This window comes from Amycolatopsis thailandensis (assembly GCF_042723255.1).
GTDB classification, from domain to species: Bacteria; Actinomycetota; Actinomycetes; order Mycobacteriales; family Pseudonocardiaceae; genus Amycolatopsis; species Amycolatopsis thailandensis.
The window spans coordinates 1-16,336 of the sequence record NZ_JBHXJK010000165.1 but is presented as its reverse complement, the minus strand read 5'-3'; the positions used below and the strand labels follow the sequence as shown (position 1 = coordinate 16,336).

Sequence of the window (16,336 nt, the reverse complement as noted above, 5' to 3'; positions counted from 1 at the left end):
TCTTCCACGCTCCGGTCTTCGGCGGCGACCCTATTTATTTTTTCCCGCCCCGGCCCCACCCCTCATGACATCCGGCGCGGCCCCGTCGAGTGTCATGAAAGGGTCATTCAGGACGTTTTTCGTCTTGAACGCCCCTTTCATGACATCCCGCGACCGCCCACGCCCCTACGGACGCCGCCCCTCCAGAGAGCGCTATGAAAGGCCCCTTCATAGCAAAATTTGCAAGGAAAGGACCTTTCATAGCGTCCGGGAGGGGGCACGGAAGCCGGCGAAGACACCTTCCGGCGCAGCACTCACGACCTGCAATGAAAGGCCCCTTCATTGCAAAATTTGCAATGAAGGGGCCTTTCATTGCACGGGGTCGACGCCACCAGCAACCGCCTACGAAGCGGTACTGAACCGCGCCCGGTAAGCCGTAGGCGTCAGTCCCGTAGCCCGCCGCAGCTGGGCCCGCAGGTTCGCCGCGGTACCGAACCCCGAAGCCCGCGCCACCAGGTCCAGCCTCTGCTCCCCGCGCTCGATCAGCCGGCACGCCAGCGCGATCCGCTCCGTGGTGAGCCACGCCAGCGGCGTCGTCCCGAGTTCGGCGCGGAACCGCCGGTGCAGCGTCGCCTGGCTGGCCGCCGCCCGCGTGGCGAGGTCGGCGACGGTGAGCGGCCGGTCCAGCCGTTCCCGCGCCCATTCGAGCACCGGCGCCAGCGAGGTGTCCGGTACCGGCGGCAGCGGCCGCTCGACGAACTGCCGCTGGCCGCCGTCGCGGTGCCCGGCGAACACGAGCCGCCTGCTCACCGCGTTGGCGATCTCGGCACCGTGGTCACGGCTGATCAGGTGCAGCCCCAGGTCGAGGGCGGCGGCGCTGCCCGCCGCGGTCAGGACGTCGCCGTCGTCGACGAACAGCACGTCGGGCTCCAGGAGCACCTTCGGATACAACTCGCTGAAGAGCCCGGCCCATTTCCAATGCGTCGTCGCCCGCCGTCCGTCCAGAACACCCGCCTGCGCGAGCGTGAAGGCGCCGGTGCAGAAGCTCACCAGCCGGGCACCTCGCGCGGCGGCGGCGCGGATGGCCCTCAGCACCGAGTCCCGGGCCGGGCTCTCCGGGTCGGGCCGGTTGGGCACGATCACCGTGTCGGCGGCCTCCACGGCGTCGAGCCCGGCGACTCCGCTGAGGGTGAACATCCCCAGGTGCATCCGCACGGACGGCTCGGCGGCGCACAGGGTGAAGCCGTACCAGGGCCGGTCCAGTTCCGGCCGCCGCAGCCCGAAGAGCTCGGTCGCGACGCCCATTTCGAAGGGGTTGGACCCTTCGTCGACCAGGACGGCGACCTCGTGCGAGGAATCATGCGACATATGCGATTCCTAGCACTCACTCCGCGGCCGGTCCAGTGGCCATGATCGGGACATGAGCAAGAAACCGATCGATCTGGAGACCGCGTTGGCCGGGTTCGACGAGATCTGGAGCCCGCGGATCGTCGCCCACGTCAACGACTACGACGTCCGTCTCGCCAAGGTCGCGGGCGAGCACGTCTGGCACGTCCACGAGAACACCGACGAGTTCTTCCTCGTCCTCGACGGCAGCCTGGACATCGCGTTGCGCGAGGAGGCGGGCGAACGGGTCGTCACGCTGCCGCGAGGCTCGGTGTTCGTCGTCCCGCGCGGCACTTTTCACAAACCGTCCTCAGTGGACGGTGCGTCGCTACTGCTGTTCGAGCCCACCGGAACGCTCTCCGTCGGCGACGAGCACGACGAGGTCCCCGACCATGTCCAGGTCACCGTCGGCCAGGAGATCTCCTTCTAGCCAACGGAAAACGTCCTGCGGTAGGCGCTCGGACTGGTTCCCCGCAGCTTGCCGAACTGATGCCGCAGCGCCGCCGCGGAGGCGTATCCGCACGCGACAGCTATGTCCTCAATGGACAGTCGTCCCTCTTCGAGCAGCGACTGCGCGCGATCGAGGCGGCGTTCGGTGAGCCACCGGTGCGGGGTCGTCCCGGTGGCCGCCGAGAAGCGGCGCAGGAACGTGCGCTCCCCCAAACCGCTTCGACGGGCGAGCTCGGCGACGGTGAACGGCTGATCCAGCCGCCGTTCGATCCATTCGAGCGCTTCGGCGAGCACGGTGTCGTCCGGCGCGGCGGTCTCCGGAACAGGCGCCTGGACGAACTGCGCCTGCCCGCCGACCCGGTGCGGCGCCGCGACCATCCGCCTGGCCAGCGTGGTGGCCGCGGCGACACCGCGCAGCTCGCGCACCAGATGCAGGCAAAGGTCGACGGCGGCGACGGTTCCCGCGCTGGTGAGAATCCCGCCGTCGTCGACGTACAACGCTTTCGGGTCGACCTTCGCCGTCGGGAAACGCGACCGGAACTCCTGCTCGTAGACCCAGTGGACGGTGCAGTTGCGCCCGTCGAGAAGGCCCGCGTAGCCGAGTGAGAAGACACCGGCACAGAAGCCCGCGACCCAGGCGCCCCGGCTCGCCGCGTCGCGCAGGACCTCGATGACCGGTTCCGGCGGTGGCGCGCTGCGCGGCGCGCACGTCGGGACGATCAGCAGCTCCGCGGACGCCGCGAAATCCAGGCCCTCCAACCCGTCGAGCCCGAAACCGGACCAGCTCAGGACATTGTCGCCACCCGGTGAGCAGACCGCGAAATCCCAGCCCTCGATGCCGTCGGCACTGCGATCGGTGCCGAAGACCTCGCACGCGACACCGAGTTCGAACGGCGAGACGTGGTCGGCGAGCACCACCGCGACCTTCTTCACCTCCATCCGGGCAGTGTGTCACAAGTTTTGCGGTCAATGTCATCTCTGACACTGGTCGTGCACGGGCGCGAGGGCGAAAGTGATGCTCATGAACAAGAACAACCCCCTGCTCCAGTGGACGGCCGCGATGGCGCTGTCCGGCACGATCGGCGCCGTCGTCCTGGAAAGCGGCGCCGACGCGCCCGCCGTGGCGTTCGCGAGGAGCCTCGTCGGCGGCCTGCTGCTCCTGGTGTGGAGCGCCGCGCGCGGCTGGCTCCGCCCCTGGACGCTCACCCGCCGCGACCTGCTGCTCGCCGTCCTCGGCGGCCTGTTCCTGGTCGGGAACTGGGTGCTGCTCTTCGCCTCGTACGCGCTGTCGTCGATCTCGGTCAGCACCGTCGTCTACCACACGCAACCGCTGATGCTGGTCGGTCTCGCCGCGGCGTTCCTCGGCGAGAAAATGGCGAAGAGCCAGCTGGTCCGGGCACTGATCGCGTTCGGCGGCGTGACGCTCATCTCCCTGTCCGCGCACGGCGCCGACGGCGAACCCGTGCGACTGGAAGGCATCGCGCTCGCCCTCGGCGCGGCCGCGCTCTACGCCGGCGCCTCGTTCATCGCGAAGCAGCTCAAACACCTGCGCCCGCACGTCCTGGCGGCCGTCCAGCTGGTGACCGGCACGATCGTGCTCGCCCCCGCGCTGCTCGTCACGCCGCTGCCCACGGACACCTCAGGGCTCCTGTGGCTGGTCCTGCTGGGGACGGTCCACACCGCGCTGATGTACGTCCTGATGTACGCGAGCATCGGGAAGCTGCCGACCACGACGGTGGCGCTGCTGTCCTACATCTACCCCGTGGTCGCCGTGGTGGTGGACGTCCTCGCCTACGGGCACCGGCCGACCTGGCCGGAGGGTGTGGGGATGCTGGCCGTCCTGGCGGCCGCCCTGGCGCCGAAGCGCACACCGGCACCCCAACCCGAATCCCAGCCCGCCCGCGTTTAGTCCTCTGAACGCGAAAAGCGGCGCCCCGGTCCGAAGACCAAGGCGCCGCTTCCGGCGTCAAAACGTCAGTCGTGGTTCGGGCCGGTGTGGTACTCGAACACCAGCCCGCCGATGGCGACGATCACCAGGCCCAGCGCGATGATCAGCAGCCAGATGTGGAAGAACGCGAGGGCGACACCAGTCAGCGCGGCGGCCGCCGCGAGAGCGATCGGCCAGTAGCTGCCCGGGCTGAAGAAGCCCAGCTCACCGGCACCGTCGCTGATCTCGGCGTCTTCCCGGTCCTCCGGCCGCGGCTCGATGCGCCGCGCCACGAACTGCAGGTAGCTCCCGGCCAGGAAGGCCAGGCCACCGGTGAGGATCAGGGCCACCACACCGACCGGCTCGACGCCGTCGCGGGTCATCGTTCCGGTCATGTACGCGTAGATACCCGCGACGATGACGGAGAAGACCGCGACGAGGAAGAAAATCCGTCCTTCGACCTTCATGGACGTTGCCTCACTCCTGTTTCGGGCTCGAACAGCCGGGTCAGTTGGACGCGACCCGCGCGGTGCGGTCGGTGTTGAACGGGGTGGTGGTGACGGCGTAGGGCGAGCACAGGTCGCCACAGTTCATCGCCGTCAGCGCCTCGGAAGCCGTGTTCGGCTTGCCGCTCTTCGGGTTCACCGTGCCGCGGAGCTGGATGTACTGCGCGTACTTGTCCGGCGACAGGGCCCTGACCTCGAAGTTCATCCCCGAGTGGTAGGTGCCGCACAGTTCGGCGCAGCGGCCGACGAACGAACCTTCCTTGTCGATCGAGTTCTGGAAGGTGAAGTCCTGGTTGTTCTTCTCCGGGTCCGGCATGACGTCCCGCTTGAAGTGGAACTCCGGCACCCAGAACGAGTGGATGACGTCGGCCGACCGCAGGTTGTACTGGATCGTCTTGTTCGTCGGCAGGACGAGCAGCGGGATCTCGGTCGAGCTGCCGACCGTGGTGATCTCGGGGTCGTCGTGGTTCTTGGAGTCGCTCTTGTACTTGAACTCCCAGTTCCACTGGAACGCGACGATGTCGACCGTGACGTCCGGGTTCTCCGTCTCGGCGAGCACGCGGTTCTCGGTGGTCGCGGTGAAGAAGAACAGCACGCAGACCATGATCGTCGGGACGACGACCGTGAAGATCTCCAGCGGGATGTTGTACTGGAACTGGCGGGGCAGTTCCTCTTCCACGCCGTCGGCGGTCTTCTTCTTGCGGTGGAAGATCGCGGTCCAGAAGATCAGCGCCCAGACGATGACACCGACGACCAGCGCGGCGACGACCGTCCACGTCCACAGGGTGCGCATGTCGTGCGCCTGCGGGGTCACCCCGACCGGCCAGCCGAAGCGGAGGATCTCGTCCCCGGAACAGCCCGTCGCGGTCAGCATCACCAGCGCCGCGAGCGCTGCGATGCGGACAGGCCGTGTGGCCTTGATTCGAGGCACGCTTTCCCGCCGAGAATCCGTTAGCTCGCGCTCTGGATTTCCCACTGCGCCTTGCCCTTTCACCCAGAGCCTCCTCGACCGATCTTTGTGTTCACGCGGAGCCTAGCCGAGTTGTGGCGCCGCGCTGACTAAGGGGTAACCACAACACGCGTATCCCCCACCACATCCGGGTGTACGTACACCCGGGCATACTGGGCCCTTCTCCCCCGCTCGGCCAACAAGAGGTGTGTGAACTAGACGTGTGCGGCCTGCTTGGACTGATCTGTTCGACCGAAGCCGACGCTGCGAGCGCCCGTGACGCCGTCGACGCGGCCATGCGCTGCCAGCGGCACCGCGGCCCCGACGAGCACGACACCTGGGCCGACGCCGAGGTGGTCTACGGCTTCAACCGGCTCGCCTTCATCGACGTCGACCACGCCCACCAGCCGCTGATCTGGGGTCCGCCGGAGGCGCCCGAGCGCTACACGCTGAACTTCAACGGCGAGATCTACAACTACAAAGAGCTGCGCGACGAACTGGCCGCCGAGCACGGTGCGAAATTCGCCACAGAGGGTGACGGCGAGGCGATCGTCGCGGCGTACCACTACCTCGGCGACGACGCGGTGAAGAAGCTGCGCGGCATGTTCGCCTTCATGATCTGGGACTCCCAGGAGAAGGTCGTCTTCGGCGCGCGCGACCCGTTCGGCATCAAGCCGCTGTTCTACTCGGCGGGCCCCGGCAAGATCGCCTTCTCCAGCGAGAAGAAGAGCCTGCTGGAGCTCTCCGGCGTGCTCGGCGTCGAGGACGAGCTGGACAAGACGGCGCTGCAGCACTACCTGGTCCTGCAGTACGTGCCGGAGCCCGAGTCGATGCACACCGGCGTCCGCCGCGTCGAGTCCGGCACGTCGTTCCGGGTGGTCCCGGGCGGGAACGTCGAGTTCACCCGCTACTTCCACCCGCAGTTCAACGCGAAGCCGGTCAACAACCAGGCCGAGGCCGACGAACTGTACGAGCGCATCGCCGATGTGATGCGCGACTCGGTCGGCAAGCACATGATCTCCGACCCGGACGTCACCGTCGGCGCGTTCCTTTCCGGCGGCATCGACTCCACCGCGACCGCGACGCTGGCCAAGGAGCACAACCCGAACCTGATCGCGTTCACCACCGGGTTCGAGCGCGAGGGCTACTCCGAGGTCGACGTCGCCGCCGAATCGGCCGCCGCGATCGGCGTGAAGCACGTGGTCCGCACGGTTTCCGCGGACGAGATGATGGAAGCGCTGCCGCTCATCGTCTGGTACCTCGACGACCCGGTGGCCGACCCGGCGCTCGTGCCGCTGTGGTTCATCGCCCGCGAAGCGCGCAAGCACGTCAAGGCGGTGCTGTCCGGCGAAGGCGCCGACGAGCTCTTCTGCGGCTACACGATCTACAACGAGCCGATCTCGCTGGCGCCGTTCGAGAAGATCCCTGGCGGGATGCGGAAGATCATCGGCAAGGTCTCCACGAAGATCCCCGAGGGCACCCGCGGCAAGGACCTGCTGCGGCGCGGGGCGCTGCCGCTGGAGGACCGCTACTACGGCAACGCGCGCAACTTCCGCGACGACCAGCTCCGCAAGGTGCTGCGCACGTACGAGGAAGGCATCGGCTTCAAGGACGTCACCGCTCCCTGGTACAAGATCTCGGAGAACTGGGACCCGGTCGCGCGGATGCAGCACGTCGACCTCTACACCTGGCTGCGCGGCGACATCCTGGTCAAGGCCGACAAGGTGACCATGGCGAACTCGCTGGAACTGCGCGTGCCGTTCCTCGACGCCGAGGTGTTCAAGGTCGCCTCGACCATCCCGCTCGACCAGAAGCTCGCGCACGGCACCACGAAGTACGCGCTGCGCCAGGCGCTGGCGAAGATCATCCCGGGGCACGTGCTGAACCGGCGCAAGCTCGGCTTCCCGGTGCCGATCCGGCTCTGGCTGCGCAACGAGATGTACGACTGGGCCAAGGGCATCATCTCGGACTCGCAGACCGACGCGCTGCTCGACAAGAAGGCCGTCCTGGCGCTGCTCGACGAGCACAAGGCCGGGCAGCTCGACCGCAGCCGCCAGCTGTGGGCGCTGCTGGTGTTCATGCTGTGGCACGGGATCTTCGTCGAGAACCGCATCAAGCCCGAGATCCCGGAACCCGTCTACCCGGTGAAACTCTAGTCACGACTCCGCACTGGCCTTCACCGTTCACGCGGTGAAGGCCAGCATGGACCGATGGACTTCGTCCTCGTGCACGGCACGACGCAGAGCCCGGCGGGCTGGGACCGGGTGGCCAAGTTGCTCAGGGCCGCCGGGCACCGCGCGATCGCGGTGGACCTGCTGACCCCGGCCGATCTGCCCGTCGAGGGCTACGCGCAGCACGCGCGGGACCAGTACGACGGCGAGCGGCCGGTCGTGGTGGCGCATTCCGGAGCCGGGGTCCTGCTCCCCGCGATCGCCGAGGCGCTCGACGCGCGGGCGATGGTGTGGGTGGCCGCCTACATCCCCGATTTCGCCGGTGGCCGGCGCTTGCGCGACGAGGTCCTGACCGTGTTCGCCCCGGAGTGGATCGGCGTGGACCCGACCGCGGATCCCGCGAAGGCGTCGGAGTTCCTGTTCCACGATTGCGATCCCGAGACCGAACATCTGGCGTTGGACAGCCTGCGGCTGTTCAGCCCCGCCGTGCTCGCCGCCCATCCCGCCGGGCCCGCGCCGGAGATCCCGTCGACGGTGATCGTCCCCACGCGTGACCGCACGCTGAAACCGGAGTGGATGCGCCAGGCCGCCAGGGACCGGCTCGGCGTCGGCGCGATCGAGATCGACGCCGGGCACTGCCCGCACATGTCCCGCCCGGCCGAGGTCGCCGCCATCCTGACCGGACGCGGCACGGCGTAAGTCCGTGAAGGCCTCCTTGAGGGACTCTGGGTCCCTCAAGGGTGCCTTCACGGACTTACCGAGGCTCAAGCAGGCAGGATGGCCGCGATCTCTTCGGCCGACTCCGGACCGAAGGCCTCCTTCAGGCGGCCCAGCACGTCGGCGCGGTCGAAGGACCACTCCTGTGTGCCCACGGTCTCCAACACCAGCACGGCGATCAGCGAGCCCAGCTGCGCCGAACGCTCCAGGCTCAGCCCGCCGTCGATCCCGGCGATGAACCCGGCGCGGAAACCGTCGCCGACGCCGGTCGGGTCGACCTTGCCGCGTTCCGGGACGGCGCCGATCTGCAGCGCGAGACCGTCCTTGCCGATGATCTCGACACCCTTTTCCCCGAGCGTGGTGATCCGCATGCCGACGCGGTCGAGGACGTCGGCCTCGGTCCAGCCGGTCTTCTGGAGCAGCAGTTCCCATTCGTAGTCGTTGCTGAACAGGTACTTCGCGCCGTCGACGAAGGCGCGCACCTGCTCGCCGTCCATCCGCGCGAGCTGCTGCGAGGGGTCCACGGCGAAGGTGTAGCCGCGCTGGCGGCACTCCTCGGCGTGCCGGACCATGCCTTCGGGGTCGTCCGGGCTGATCAGCACGAGCGACAGCTCGCCGGCGTGCGCGGCGACCGGCGCCAGTTCGATGTTGCGGGATTCGGCCATCGCCCCGGCGTAGAAGGTGGCGATCTGGCAGAGGTCCTCGTCGGTGGTGCAGACGAAGCGCGCGGTGTGCGCGACCTCGGAGACCAGCACGCCGGCGGTGTCGACGCCGTGCCGTTCGAGCCACGAGCGGTAGTCGGCGAAGTCGGAGCCCACCGCGCCGACCAGGATCGGGCTCTTGCCGAGCACGCCGAGCCCGAAGGCGATGTTGGCGCCGATCCCGCCCCGCCGGACGACGAGGTCGTCGGCCAGGAAGCTCAGGGACACGCGGTGCAGCTGCTCGGCGATGAGCTGCTCGGCGAACCTGCCCGGGAAGTGCATGAGATGGTCGGTTGCGATACTGCCGGATACTGCGATCCTGGCGCTGTCTGCCACCGGTTCTCCTTGATCGGTCGGCCTCGCGAAAGCGAGGACGGCTAAGTTACCCGCAGGTCATGCCCCATACGGGTTGCTTCAGGCACGGCCATCAACACTACCGGTTGGTAGTGGTGTCCTACTGGAACACGAGTCATTAACTTGTCGTTCGTGACCACTCCCGCGTATCACCTCGAACCGGAATCGATCGGCGAACTCATCGCCGACTGTGCCGGCATCCCGTCGTCCCTCCAGGCCGAGAACCTGCCCCTGCCCCGGCAGATCGCTCCGCCCTGGACCGTGGACGAGCGGTGTCTCGCCCAGGTCGCCGATCTGGACGCCTACGTCTGATCCCGTCGCGATGTGACGCACCACGGGCATGAAGAAGGGCCGCGACCTTGGGTGAGGTTCGCGGCCCTTCCTCGTGCCTCGACGCGGATCAGTGGAAGCTGTCGCCGCAGGCGCAGCTGCCGGTCGCGTTGGGGTTGTCGATCGTGAAGCCCTGCTTCTCGATCGAGTCGACGAAGTCGATCACGGCGCTCGACACGTACGGCGCGCTCATCCGGTCGACGGCCACGCGAAGCCCGTCGAAGTCACGGAACAGGTCACCGTCGAGCGTGCGCTCGTCGAAGAACAGCTGGTAGCGCAGGCCCGCGCACCCACCGGGCTGGACGGCGATGCGCAGGTGCATGTCGTCGCGGCCCTCCTGCTCGAGCAGGGCCTTCGCCTTGACGGCGGCGGCGTCGGTCAAGGTGACGCCGTGCGTCTCCTCGGCGGTCTCGGCCTGAGCTGCGGCTGCCTGCTCAGCGGTCGTCATGGTTCTCCCTCTGGTCGAACTCGCTGCGGGTACTCGTCTTGCACATGGTCCAACACGTCGGAGTCCCGATCTGTTCCCCTCCATGGTGACATATCGCTCGGCCTGGTGCGTGGCACCGTGACGCCTGCAACTACCCTGGTGAGGTGAGGTTCCTGCGCCGTAGCACCACAGACTCCGCCACGACGGACACCGAGACGCCCGACAGCGAGGCCGTCGAGGTCCAGGCCAAGGCGTATACGCCCGGCAAGGGCAAGGCCACGCCCAAGCGGCGTGAGGCCGAGGCCAAGCGCCGCGGCCCGGTGGCGCCCCCGCCGACCACCATGCGCGAGGCGATGAAGCGCAACAAGGAACTGCGCAAGTCCGCGAAGTCCGACCCGGAGTACAAGGCGAAGCAGCGCAACGCCGCCAAGGAACGCCGCGAGCGGATGATGGCGGGTGAGGACAAGTACCTGCTCCCCCGTGACCGCGGCCCGGTCAAGGCCTACATCCGCGACCTGGTCGACTCGCGGCGCAACCTGCTCGGGCTGTTCATGCCGCTGGCGATCCTGGTGTTCGTCGCGCTGATCCTCCCGTACCCGGAGGTGCAGCGGTACGCGACGCTGCTGTGCACCGTGATGCTGCTCGGCATGATCGTCGAAGGCGTGCTCAGCGGGCGCCGGATCGCGAAGATGGTCCGGCTGAAGTTCCCCAACGAGGCCGTCAAGGGCACCTCCGTCGGCTGGTACTCCTTCATCCGCGCGAGCCAGATCCGCAAGCTGCGCGTCCCCAAGCCGCGGGTCAGCCCCGGCGACAAGGTCTGAGCAGGCGAAACCCAGGTCGTTAGCGTGGCTAACGGCCTGGGGTAGAGTCGCGCTCATGGAGTTTCGACGCCTCGGCCGCAGCGGCCTCAATGTCAGTGAGATCTCGTACGGCAACTGGCTCACCCACGGGTCCCAGGTGGAAGAGGACCAGGCCCAGGCCTGCATCAAAGCGGCGCTCGACGTCGGCATCACCACGTTCGACACCGCCGACGTCTACGCGAACACCGCCGCCGAATCGGTGCTCGGCCGCGGCCTGAAGGGCCTGCGCCGCGAAAGCCTGGAGATCTTCACCAAGGTCTACTGGCCGACCGGCCCCAAGGGCCCCAACGACAAGGGCCTCGGCCGCAAGCACATCATCGAATCGGCGAACGCCTCGCTGAAGCGGCTCGGCACCGACTACGTCGACCTCTACCAGGCGCACCGGTTCGACCGGACCGTCCCGCTCGAAGAGACGTTCCTCGCCTTCGCCGACCTCGTCCGGCAGGGCAAGGTGCTCTACGTCGGCGTCTCCGAGTGGAACGCCGAGCAGATCACCCAGGGCGCGGCGATCGCGCGCGAGCTGAAGGTGCCCCTGATCTCGAACCAGCCGCAGTACAGCGCGCTGTGGCGGGTCATCGAGGCGCAGGTCATCCCGGCCTCCGAGCGTGAAGGGCTCAGCCAGATCGTCTGGTCCCCGATCGCGCAGGGCGTGCTCACCGGCAAGTACAAGCCCGGCCAGGCGCTGCCCGAGGGCTCCCGCGCGACAGACGAGAAGGGCGGCGCCAACATGGTCGCCCGTTTCCTCGCCGACGACGTCCTCGAACGCGTCCAGCGGCTTCAGCCGCTCGCGGACAAGGCGGGCCTGACGATGGCCCAGCTCGCCGTGGCGTGGGTGCTGCAGAACCCGAACGTCGCCTCGGCGATCATCGGCGCTTCGCGGCCGGAGCAGGTGCACGAGAACGTGAAGGCGGCCGGCGTGACGCTGGACGCGGATCTGCTCGCCGCGATCGACGAGGCCCTCGACGGCGTCGCCGAGACCGACCCCACCCTCACCCGCTCGCCCTGATCCCCCTGAACGCATTTAGTCGACTAATTGCGGATGCTTTTCCCGCAATTAGTCGACTAAATGCGACGTTCGCCTTGCGTCAGTCGCCGTGCACCCGTGACTGGTACGCGATCTGACCATCGAGGTCGAGGGCGTCACCCGGAGCGCGCAACGGGTCGATTCCCAGGCCCCGCAACAACCTGCTCGCGCCGGCGACGCGGTCGCCCGTCCGGCCGTCGAGCCGCTCCGGCCGGTGGCCCCGCTGGATCAGCAGGCCCTCGACGTCGTCTATCAACCGGTACGGGTCGTACACCTGCTGTTCAGGCATGGTCGCCGCCCGATACCCAGGTCTTCCCGGTGATCCTTTCGTAGACCTCGGTGTAGCGCTTGCGGGTCGCTTCGACGATCTCGTCCGGGATGGCGGGGCCGGGTGGCGTCTTGTCCCAGCCGGTGGTGGTGGACCAGTCGCGGACGAACTGCTTGTCGAACGCGTGCTGTGTGCGGCCCGGCTCGTAGTCGTCGGCGGGCCAGAACCGCGACGAGTCCGACGTGAGGACCTCGTCCCCGAGCGTCAGCACGCCGTCGGCGTCGAACCCGAACTCGATCTTGGTGTCGGCGATGATGATGCCGTTCTTCGCCGCGTGCTCCGCGCCCTTGGTGTAGACCTCGAGCGTCAGGTCCCGGATGCGGTCCGCGGTCTCCTGGCCGATCTCGTTCACGACGTCGGCGAAGGTCATGAACTCGTCGTGACCGGTGTCGGAGATCTTCGTGGTGGGCGTGAAGATCGGCTCGGGCAGCTTGTCCGCCTCGACCAGACCGGCGGGCAGTTCGACGCCGGAAACCTTGCCGTCACGCCGGTATTCGCGCATGCCGAGACCGGTGAGGTAGCCGCGCGCGATGCATTCGACCTGGATCATCTTCAGTGGCTTGCAGCGTGTGGCGCGACCGGCGAATTCCGCGGGGACGTCGGTCGTGGAAATGACGTGGTTCGGCACCACGTCGGCCATCTTTTCGAACCACCAGGCGGAAAGCTGGTTCAGCAGCGCGCCCTTGTCCGGGATCGGGGTCGGCAGCGAGACGTCGTAGACCGAAACGCGATCCGACGCGACGAGCAGAATGTCGCCGTCGATTTCGTAAAGGTCCCGGACCTTACCCGCGTGAATGTGCTTCATGCCCCGTCCTCGATGTTGTATTCGTAGAAAATCCAATGGTCCGGCAACGCCGCCGATTCGCCGTACTCGAGTACGTCTCCCTCGGCGGACAAGAACCTGTTACGGCTCAACAAAATCGCCGAACCTTCGGCCACGCCGAGTTCCTTCGCCTCCTCGGCACCCGCCAGCCCCGCGGCGTGCTGAGAATGGGTCGACGTCAGAACCCGGCCTGTCCGGTCCGCAACATATTTGACCGTTCCTTCGACGATCCGCACCGGCTCGAACAGCAACGGCGCCTTCGACGCGACAGTGCCGTCGAACCACGAAACGGACGTCGACACCGGCACGTCCTGGCCCGCGTACGTGGTCCGCCGCCGCCGTATCGCGGGAGAACCCTGGTCGATCCCCAGGGCGCCCGCCACCCGCTCCGGCGCCGGGACGAGCCCGGCCTCACGGATTTTCGCGTAGTGGCCCGGCGGATAGACCTTGCCGGTTCGCGCGATCGAGATCGTCCGATCGTGCGCGGAGCGGTGCAGCGCCCTGGTCTGCACCACTGTCCCGATCCCGCGAACCGCGCGGACCAGACCTTCCGCCCGGAGCGTGGACAGCACCTTCATCGCCGTCGCCATCGCGACGTTCCAGTTCCTGGCGATCTCCCGTGCGGACGGGACCGCGTCGCCTTCCTTGAGCCTGCCCGAAACGATGTCGTCGCGAATGTTTCCCGCGATCTGGAGATACGGCGGTTCAGGTCGGTCGACGGCGGGCAAGGTGACTCCTCACAAGGTCGCGCGGTGCGCACAAGCGTTCTAGCACACCAATGGGCGAGCACCAAGGATCCTGCTCACACCCCATTATTACGTACTAGTACACATTCTGGACGGTGCTCTAGTACACCTGTTACTCTCCGCAGAGTTCCCGAAACCCGTTGGGGGGCTCGATGAACCATCTGAGCATCGACGAACTGCTCGAAGAGCTTCGAAGACGCCGGTGGGTCGTCTACATCTTCGGCCCCCGCGAGGAGCCGGAGGTCTGTGCCGCGGTGTTCCAGTGGGACACCTGTGCCGATGTCCTCGTCCTCCGCGGCGAGGAACGGGCGAGCGCCTTCCGGGTCACCACAGTCGCCGACACGGACGTCTTCCAACCGGCGCTCGTGTCGTGGCAATACCACTCGACGGCCGACTGGACCCTGCGCGCGGTGCTCACCATCCCGCCCCCCGGCGACGCCGCCGCGCCGATCCAGTTGCTGCAACCACATCCGGACTGCGTGATCCCGATGGAGGCGCGCCAACCGGTCACCATCCTGCCCGCCAACGGAGCCAAGGCCGACAACCAGGGAGATCCCTAACCGCGGCCGATCACCTGCTCGGCGACAACGAGGTCGTGCGGGTAGGTGATCTTGAGGTTCTCCGCGCTGCCCGGAACCCACCGCACCGGCAGCGCGGAGAACCTTTCCATGCACGAAGACGTGTCCGTGCCGACGAAACCCTCGCGCTCCGCCGTTTCGTACGCCTCCAGCAACGGGGCGGCACGGAAACCCTGCGGCGTCTGCACCCGGATCGCTCCCGGCAGCGCGCCGGAAACGGTGTCGCTGTCGACCCGCACGATGTCGTCGGCCGCGACCCCGGGCACCGCTCCCCCGTGCAGCCGCGTGTCCGCGAGGACGTCCGCGATCAGGTCCGGGGTGACGAGCGGACGGGCCGCGTCGTGCAGCAGCACCGCGTCGATCTCGCCGCTCTCGATGCGGGAAGTCAAGTGGCGCAAGGCGTTCAGCTCCGAACCCTGACGTGTCGCGCCACCGTGGACGAGTTCGACCTCACCCGGATGCGCGGCGAGCACCTCGCGCGCGAGTTCGGTGTCCTGCGGCCGGATGACCAGCACGAGCACGTCGATACCGGGCACCCGGGCGAAGGCGTCGAGCGACCACGCGACGACCCGTTTGCCCGCCACCGGCAGATAGACCTTGTTGAGCTTGGCGCCGACCCGGGTACCCGCTCCGCTCGCGAGCACCACCCCGGCGGCCTTCGTCTGAGCCACAGGCAACTCTGACACAGGCGGGTGGGTAGGTTGGGCGCGGCCACCGAAGCGATCCGAAGGGGCAGGGCGTTGACCGACGAAATCCTCGAGTTCTCCGAAGTCGAGCAGCCTGATGAACACGCGCGCTCGGCGGCGATCGCATTGCACTCGAAACTGATCAAACCCGCGGGCTCGCTGGGCAGGCTCGAAGAACTGGGCGTATGGGTCGCGGCCTGCCAGGGCCAGTCGCCGCCGCGCCCGTTCACCCGGCCCCGGGTCGTGGTGTTCGCCGGGGACCACGGCATCGCCGCGAAGGGTGTCTCGGCCTATCCGGGCGAGGTCACCGCGCAACTCGTCGGCAGCATGCTGACCGGAGGCGCCGCCATCAACGTGCTGGCGGCTTCGGCGGGCGCGAGTGTCCGGGTGGTCGACATGGCCGTCGACAGCGACGCCCCCGCCACGCGGTCGATCGGCGAGTTCAAGGTGCGGCGCGGATCCGGCTCCATCGACGTCGAAGACGCGCTCACCGACGACGAGGCGCGTGCCGCTCTCCTCGCGGGCAGGACGATCGCCGACGCCGAAGTCGACGGCGGGGCCGACCTGCTCATCGCGGGCGATCTCGGGATCGGGAACAGCACCCCGGCCTCCGTGCTGGTCGCGGCGCTGACCGGCAGCGAACCGGTGGCCGTCGTCGGCCGCGGTTCGGGGATCGACGACAACGCCTGGATGCGCAAGGCCGCGGCGGTCCGGGACGCGCTGCGGCGGGCGCGGACCGTGCTGTCCGACCCGGTCGCGCTGCTGCGGACGTCCGCCGGCGCCGACATCGCCGCGATGGCGGGCTTCCTCGCGCAGGCCTCGCTCCGGAAGACGCCGGTGATCCTGGACGGTCTGGTCGCGTCCGCGGCCGCGCTGGTCGCCGAGGAACTCGTCCCGGGCGCGCGGCAGTGGTGGACCGCGGGCCAGCGCGGCGGCGAACCCGCGCACGCGCTGGCGCTGGAGCACCTCGATCTGGAGCCGATCCTGGATCTGGACGTGCGCCTCGGCGAGGGCACGGGCGCTGTCGCGGCGCTACCGCTGGTGTTCATGGCGACCCGGGTGCTCGCGGAGATGGCGACGCACGAGCAGGCCGGGGTGAGCGGGCCGCTGATCGAGGCCCCCGCTTCCTGACGCGCCGGGATGTCCTGTTGGCACCGCCCAGCGTCCTGGGGTGCCTGCCGGATGTGGCCGGCAGTCGATCGGCAAGTCCGTGAAGGCCTCCTTACCTACCCTGAAGGTAGTGAAGGAGGCCTTCATGGAATCCGCGATCGTCACAGGTGCACCAGCAGTCACAGCAGTAACAGCGGCGGTGCCGAAAGACCCCGTCGCTCGGCACCGCTGAGGGAACTCGCCCCAGTACGTGAAGGCCCCCTTCATTGCGCTAGGCGCAATGA

19 protein-coding genes are annotated in these 16,336 nt (G+C 68.1%); 9 read left to right on the top strand and 10 right to left on the bottom strand.

All coding sequences use genetic code 11. The features are described 5' to 3' along the window. Window positions 1-381: 381 nt before the first annotated feature. The gene (locus tag ACFWMR_RS38090; protein ID WP_378381899.1) at window positions 382-1,347 is read right to left on the bottom strand and encodes a helix-turn-helix domain-containing protein; all 966 of its coding nucleotides are present in this window, start codon (window positions 1,345-1,347) and stop codon (window positions 382-384) included. Between the two features lie 52 nt (window positions 1,348-1,399). Here ACFWMR_RS38090 and ACFWMR_RS38085 point away from each other — a divergent pair, with 52 nt between their 5' ends. Beyond that, on the top strand, window positions 1,400-1,795 hold the full coding sequence (locus ACFWMR_RS38085; protein ID WP_093938730.1) for a cupin domain-containing protein: 396 nt from the start codon (window positions 1,400-1,402) through the stop codon (window positions 1,793-1,795). On the opposite strand, the gene ACFWMR_RS38080 is transcribed toward ACFWMR_RS38085, so the two are convergent. Continuing rightward, window positions 1,792-2,754, bottom strand: coding sequence for a GlxA family transcriptional regulator (locus tag ACFWMR_RS38080; RefSeq protein ID WP_378381898.1), 963 nt, complete (start codon window positions 2,752-2,754; stop codon window positions 1,792-1,794). The genes ACFWMR_RS38085 and ACFWMR_RS38080 overlap by 4 nt on opposite strands. 82 nt (window positions 2,755-2,836) lie before the next feature. On the opposite strand from ACFWMR_RS38080, the gene ACFWMR_RS38075 reads away from it, so the two are divergent. Beyond that, on the top strand, window positions 2,837-3,724 hold the full coding sequence (locus tag ACFWMR_RS38075) for a DMT family transporter (protein ID WP_378381897.1): 888 nt from the start codon (window positions 2,837-2,839) through the stop codon (window positions 3,722-3,724). A gap of 65 nt (window positions 3,725-3,789) precedes the next feature. Here the strand turns inward: ACFWMR_RS38075 and ACFWMR_RS38070 are convergent, their stop codons facing one another. Next, on the bottom strand, window positions 3,790-4,209 hold the full coding sequence (locus ACFWMR_RS38070; RefSeq protein ID WP_093938727.1) for a cytochrome c oxidase subunit 4: 420 nt from the start codon (window positions 4,207-4,209) through the stop codon (window positions 3,790-3,792). A 40-nt stretch (window positions 4,210-4,249) separates the two neighbouring features. After that, entirely contained in the window at window positions 4,250-5,179 is a 930-nt protein-coding gene (gene ctaC, locus ACFWMR_RS38065) for an aa3-type cytochrome oxidase subunit II (RefSeq protein ID WP_449224348.1), read from the bottom strand. Window positions 5,180-5,418: 239 nt separating this feature from the next. Between ctaC and asnB the strand changes: the two genes are divergently transcribed. Together asnB and ACFWMR_RS38055 are read left to right on the top strand one after the other, a co-directional pair. After that, a complete protein-coding gene (gene asnB / locus ACFWMR_RS38060; RefSeq protein WP_093938726.1) occupies window positions 5,419-7,353 on the top strand; it encodes an asparagine synthase (glutamine-hydrolyzing) in 1,935 nt (644 codons plus the stop codon). Between the two features lie 54 nt (window positions 7,354-7,407). Continuing rightward, window positions 7,408-8,067, top strand: a complete 660-nt coding sequence (locus ACFWMR_RS38055; protein ID WP_378381895.1) for an alpha/beta fold hydrolase — start codon at window positions 7,408-7,410, stop codon at window positions 8,065-8,067. 65 nt (window positions 8,068-8,132) lie between these two features. On the opposite strand, the gene ACFWMR_RS38050 is transcribed toward ACFWMR_RS38055, so the two are convergent. Then, complete coding sequence (locus ACFWMR_RS38050; protein WP_093938724.1) at window positions 8,133-9,122, bottom strand: carbohydrate kinase family protein; 990 nt, start codon at window positions 9,120-9,122, stop codon at window positions 8,133-8,135. A gap of 141 nt (window positions 9,123-9,263) precedes the next feature. Between ACFWMR_RS38050 and ACFWMR_RS38045 the strand changes: the two genes are divergently transcribed. After that, window positions 9,264-9,452 carry a hypothetical protein gene (locus ACFWMR_RS38045; RefSeq protein WP_005164196.1) on the top strand — a complete coding sequence of 63 codons (189 nt, stop codon included), beginning with the start codon at window positions 9,264-9,266 and terminating at the stop codon, window positions 9,450-9,452. Window positions 9,453-9,540: 88 nt separating this feature from the next. Here the strand turns inward: ACFWMR_RS38045 and ACFWMR_RS38040 are convergent, their stop codons facing one another. Next, window positions 9,541-9,918, bottom strand: a complete 378-nt coding sequence (locus ACFWMR_RS38040) for a HesB/IscA family protein (protein ID WP_005164197.1) — start codon at window positions 9,916-9,918, stop codon at window positions 9,541-9,543. Window positions 9,919-10,061: 143 nt separating this feature from the next. Between ACFWMR_RS38040 and ACFWMR_RS38035 the strand changes: the two genes are divergently transcribed. Both ACFWMR_RS38035 and ACFWMR_RS38030 read left to right on the top strand, forming a co-directional pair. Further along, the gene (locus ACFWMR_RS38035) at window positions 10,062-10,718 is read left to right on the top strand and encodes a DUF3043 domain-containing protein (protein WP_093938723.1); all 657 of its coding nucleotides are present in this window, start codon (window positions 10,062-10,064) and stop codon (window positions 10,716-10,718) included. Between the two features lie 55 nt (window positions 10,719-10,773). Then, on the top strand, window positions 10,774-11,763 hold the full coding sequence (locus ACFWMR_RS38030; protein WP_378381894.1) for an aldo/keto reductase family protein: 990 nt from the start codon (window positions 10,774-10,776) through the stop codon (window positions 11,761-11,763). A gap of 79 nt (window positions 11,764-11,842) precedes the next feature. Here ACFWMR_RS38030 and ACFWMR_RS38025 read toward each other — a convergent pair whose 3' ends face one another. From ACFWMR_RS38025 to ACFWMR_RS38015, 3 genes are read right to left on the bottom strand one after another with little or no spacing between them, the layout of a single operon-like run. Beyond that, complete coding sequence (locus ACFWMR_RS38025; protein ID WP_039795309.1) at window positions 11,843-12,070, bottom strand: hypothetical protein; 228 nt, start codon at window positions 12,068-12,070, stop codon at window positions 11,843-11,845. Beyond that, window positions 12,063-12,914, bottom strand: a complete 852-nt coding sequence (locus tag ACFWMR_RS38020; protein ID WP_093938721.1) for a phosphoribosylaminoimidazolesuccinocarboxamide synthase — start codon at window positions 12,912-12,914, stop codon at window positions 12,063-12,065. Before ACFWMR_RS38020 ends, ACFWMR_RS38025 begins: the two co-directional genes overlap by 8 nt. Then, entirely contained in the window at window positions 12,911-13,660 is a 750-nt protein-coding gene (locus ACFWMR_RS38015; protein ID WP_093938720.1) for a GntR family transcriptional regulator, read from the bottom strand. The genes ACFWMR_RS38020 and ACFWMR_RS38015 overlap by 4 nt, the downstream gene beginning before the upstream one ends. A 170-nt stretch (window positions 13,661-13,830) precedes the next feature. Between ACFWMR_RS38015 and ACFWMR_RS38010 the strand changes: the two genes are divergently transcribed. Continuing rightward, window positions 13,831-14,238: a hypothetical protein gene (locus ACFWMR_RS38010; protein WP_378278391.1), complete on the top strand. Its 408-nt coding sequence runs from the start codon at window positions 13,831-13,833 to the stop codon at window positions 14,236-14,238. Here ACFWMR_RS38010 and ACFWMR_RS38005 read toward each other — a convergent pair. Further along, a complete protein-coding gene (locus tag ACFWMR_RS38005) occupies window positions 14,235-14,903 on the bottom strand; it encodes an IspD/TarI family cytidylyltransferase (RefSeq protein ID WP_378381900.1) in 669 nt (222 codons plus the stop codon). The genes ACFWMR_RS38010 and ACFWMR_RS38005 overlap by 4 nt on opposite strands. Before the next feature lie 93 nt (window positions 14,904-14,996). Between ACFWMR_RS38005 and cobT the strand changes: the two genes are divergently transcribed. Further along, window positions 14,997-16,073: a nicotinate-nucleotide--dimethylbenzimidazole phosphoribosyltransferase gene (gene cobT / locus ACFWMR_RS38000; RefSeq protein WP_378278392.1), complete on the top strand. Its 1,077-nt coding sequence runs from the start codon at window positions 14,997-14,999 to the stop codon at window positions 16,071-16,073. Window positions 16,074-16,336: the final 263 nt, after the last annotated feature.

Coding starts and splice junctions, on each gene's coding strand:
- ACFWMR_RS38040 (WP_005164197.1), bottom strand. CDS start 9,918: ATGACGACCGCTGAGCAGGCAGCCGCAGCTCAGGCCGAGACCGCCGAG.
- ACFWMR_RS38080 (WP_378381898.1), bottom strand. CDS start 2,754: ATGGAGGTGAAGAAGGTCGCGGTGGTGCTCGCCGACCACGTCTCGCCG.
- ACFWMR_RS38075 (WP_378381897.1), top strand. CDS start 2,837: ATGAACAAGAACAACCCCCTGCTCCAGTGGACGGCCGCGATGGCGCTG.
- ACFWMR_RS38055 (WP_378381895.1), top strand. CDS start 7,408: ATGGACTTCGTCCTCGTGCACGGCACGACGCAGAGCCCGGCGGGCTGG.
- ACFWMR_RS38025 (WP_039795309.1), bottom strand. CDS start 12,070: ATGCCTGAACAGCAGGTGTACGACCCGTACCGGTTGATAGACGACGTC.
- ACFWMR_RS38090 (WP_378381899.1), bottom strand. CDS start 1,347: ATGTCGCATGATTCCTCGCACGAGGTCGCCGTCCTGGTCGACGAAGGG.
- ACFWMR_RS38085 (WP_093938730.1), top strand. CDS start 1,400: ATGAGCAAGAAACCGATCGATCTGGAGACCGCGTTGGCCGGGTTCGAC.
- ACFWMR_RS38010 (WP_378278391.1), top strand. CDS start 13,831: ATGAACCATCTGAGCATCGACGAACTGCTCGAAGAGCTTCGAAGACGC.
- ACFWMR_RS38030 (WP_378381894.1), top strand. CDS start 10,774: ATGGAGTTTCGACGCCTCGGCCGCAGCGGCCTCAATGTCAGTGAGATC.
- ACFWMR_RS38070 (WP_093938727.1), bottom strand. CDS start 4,209: ATGAAGGTCGAAGGACGGATTTTCTTCCTCGTCGCGGTCTTCTCCGTC.
- ACFWMR_RS38020 (WP_093938721.1), bottom strand. CDS start 12,914: ATGAAGCACATTCACGCGGGTAAGGTCCGGGACCTTTACGAAATCGAC.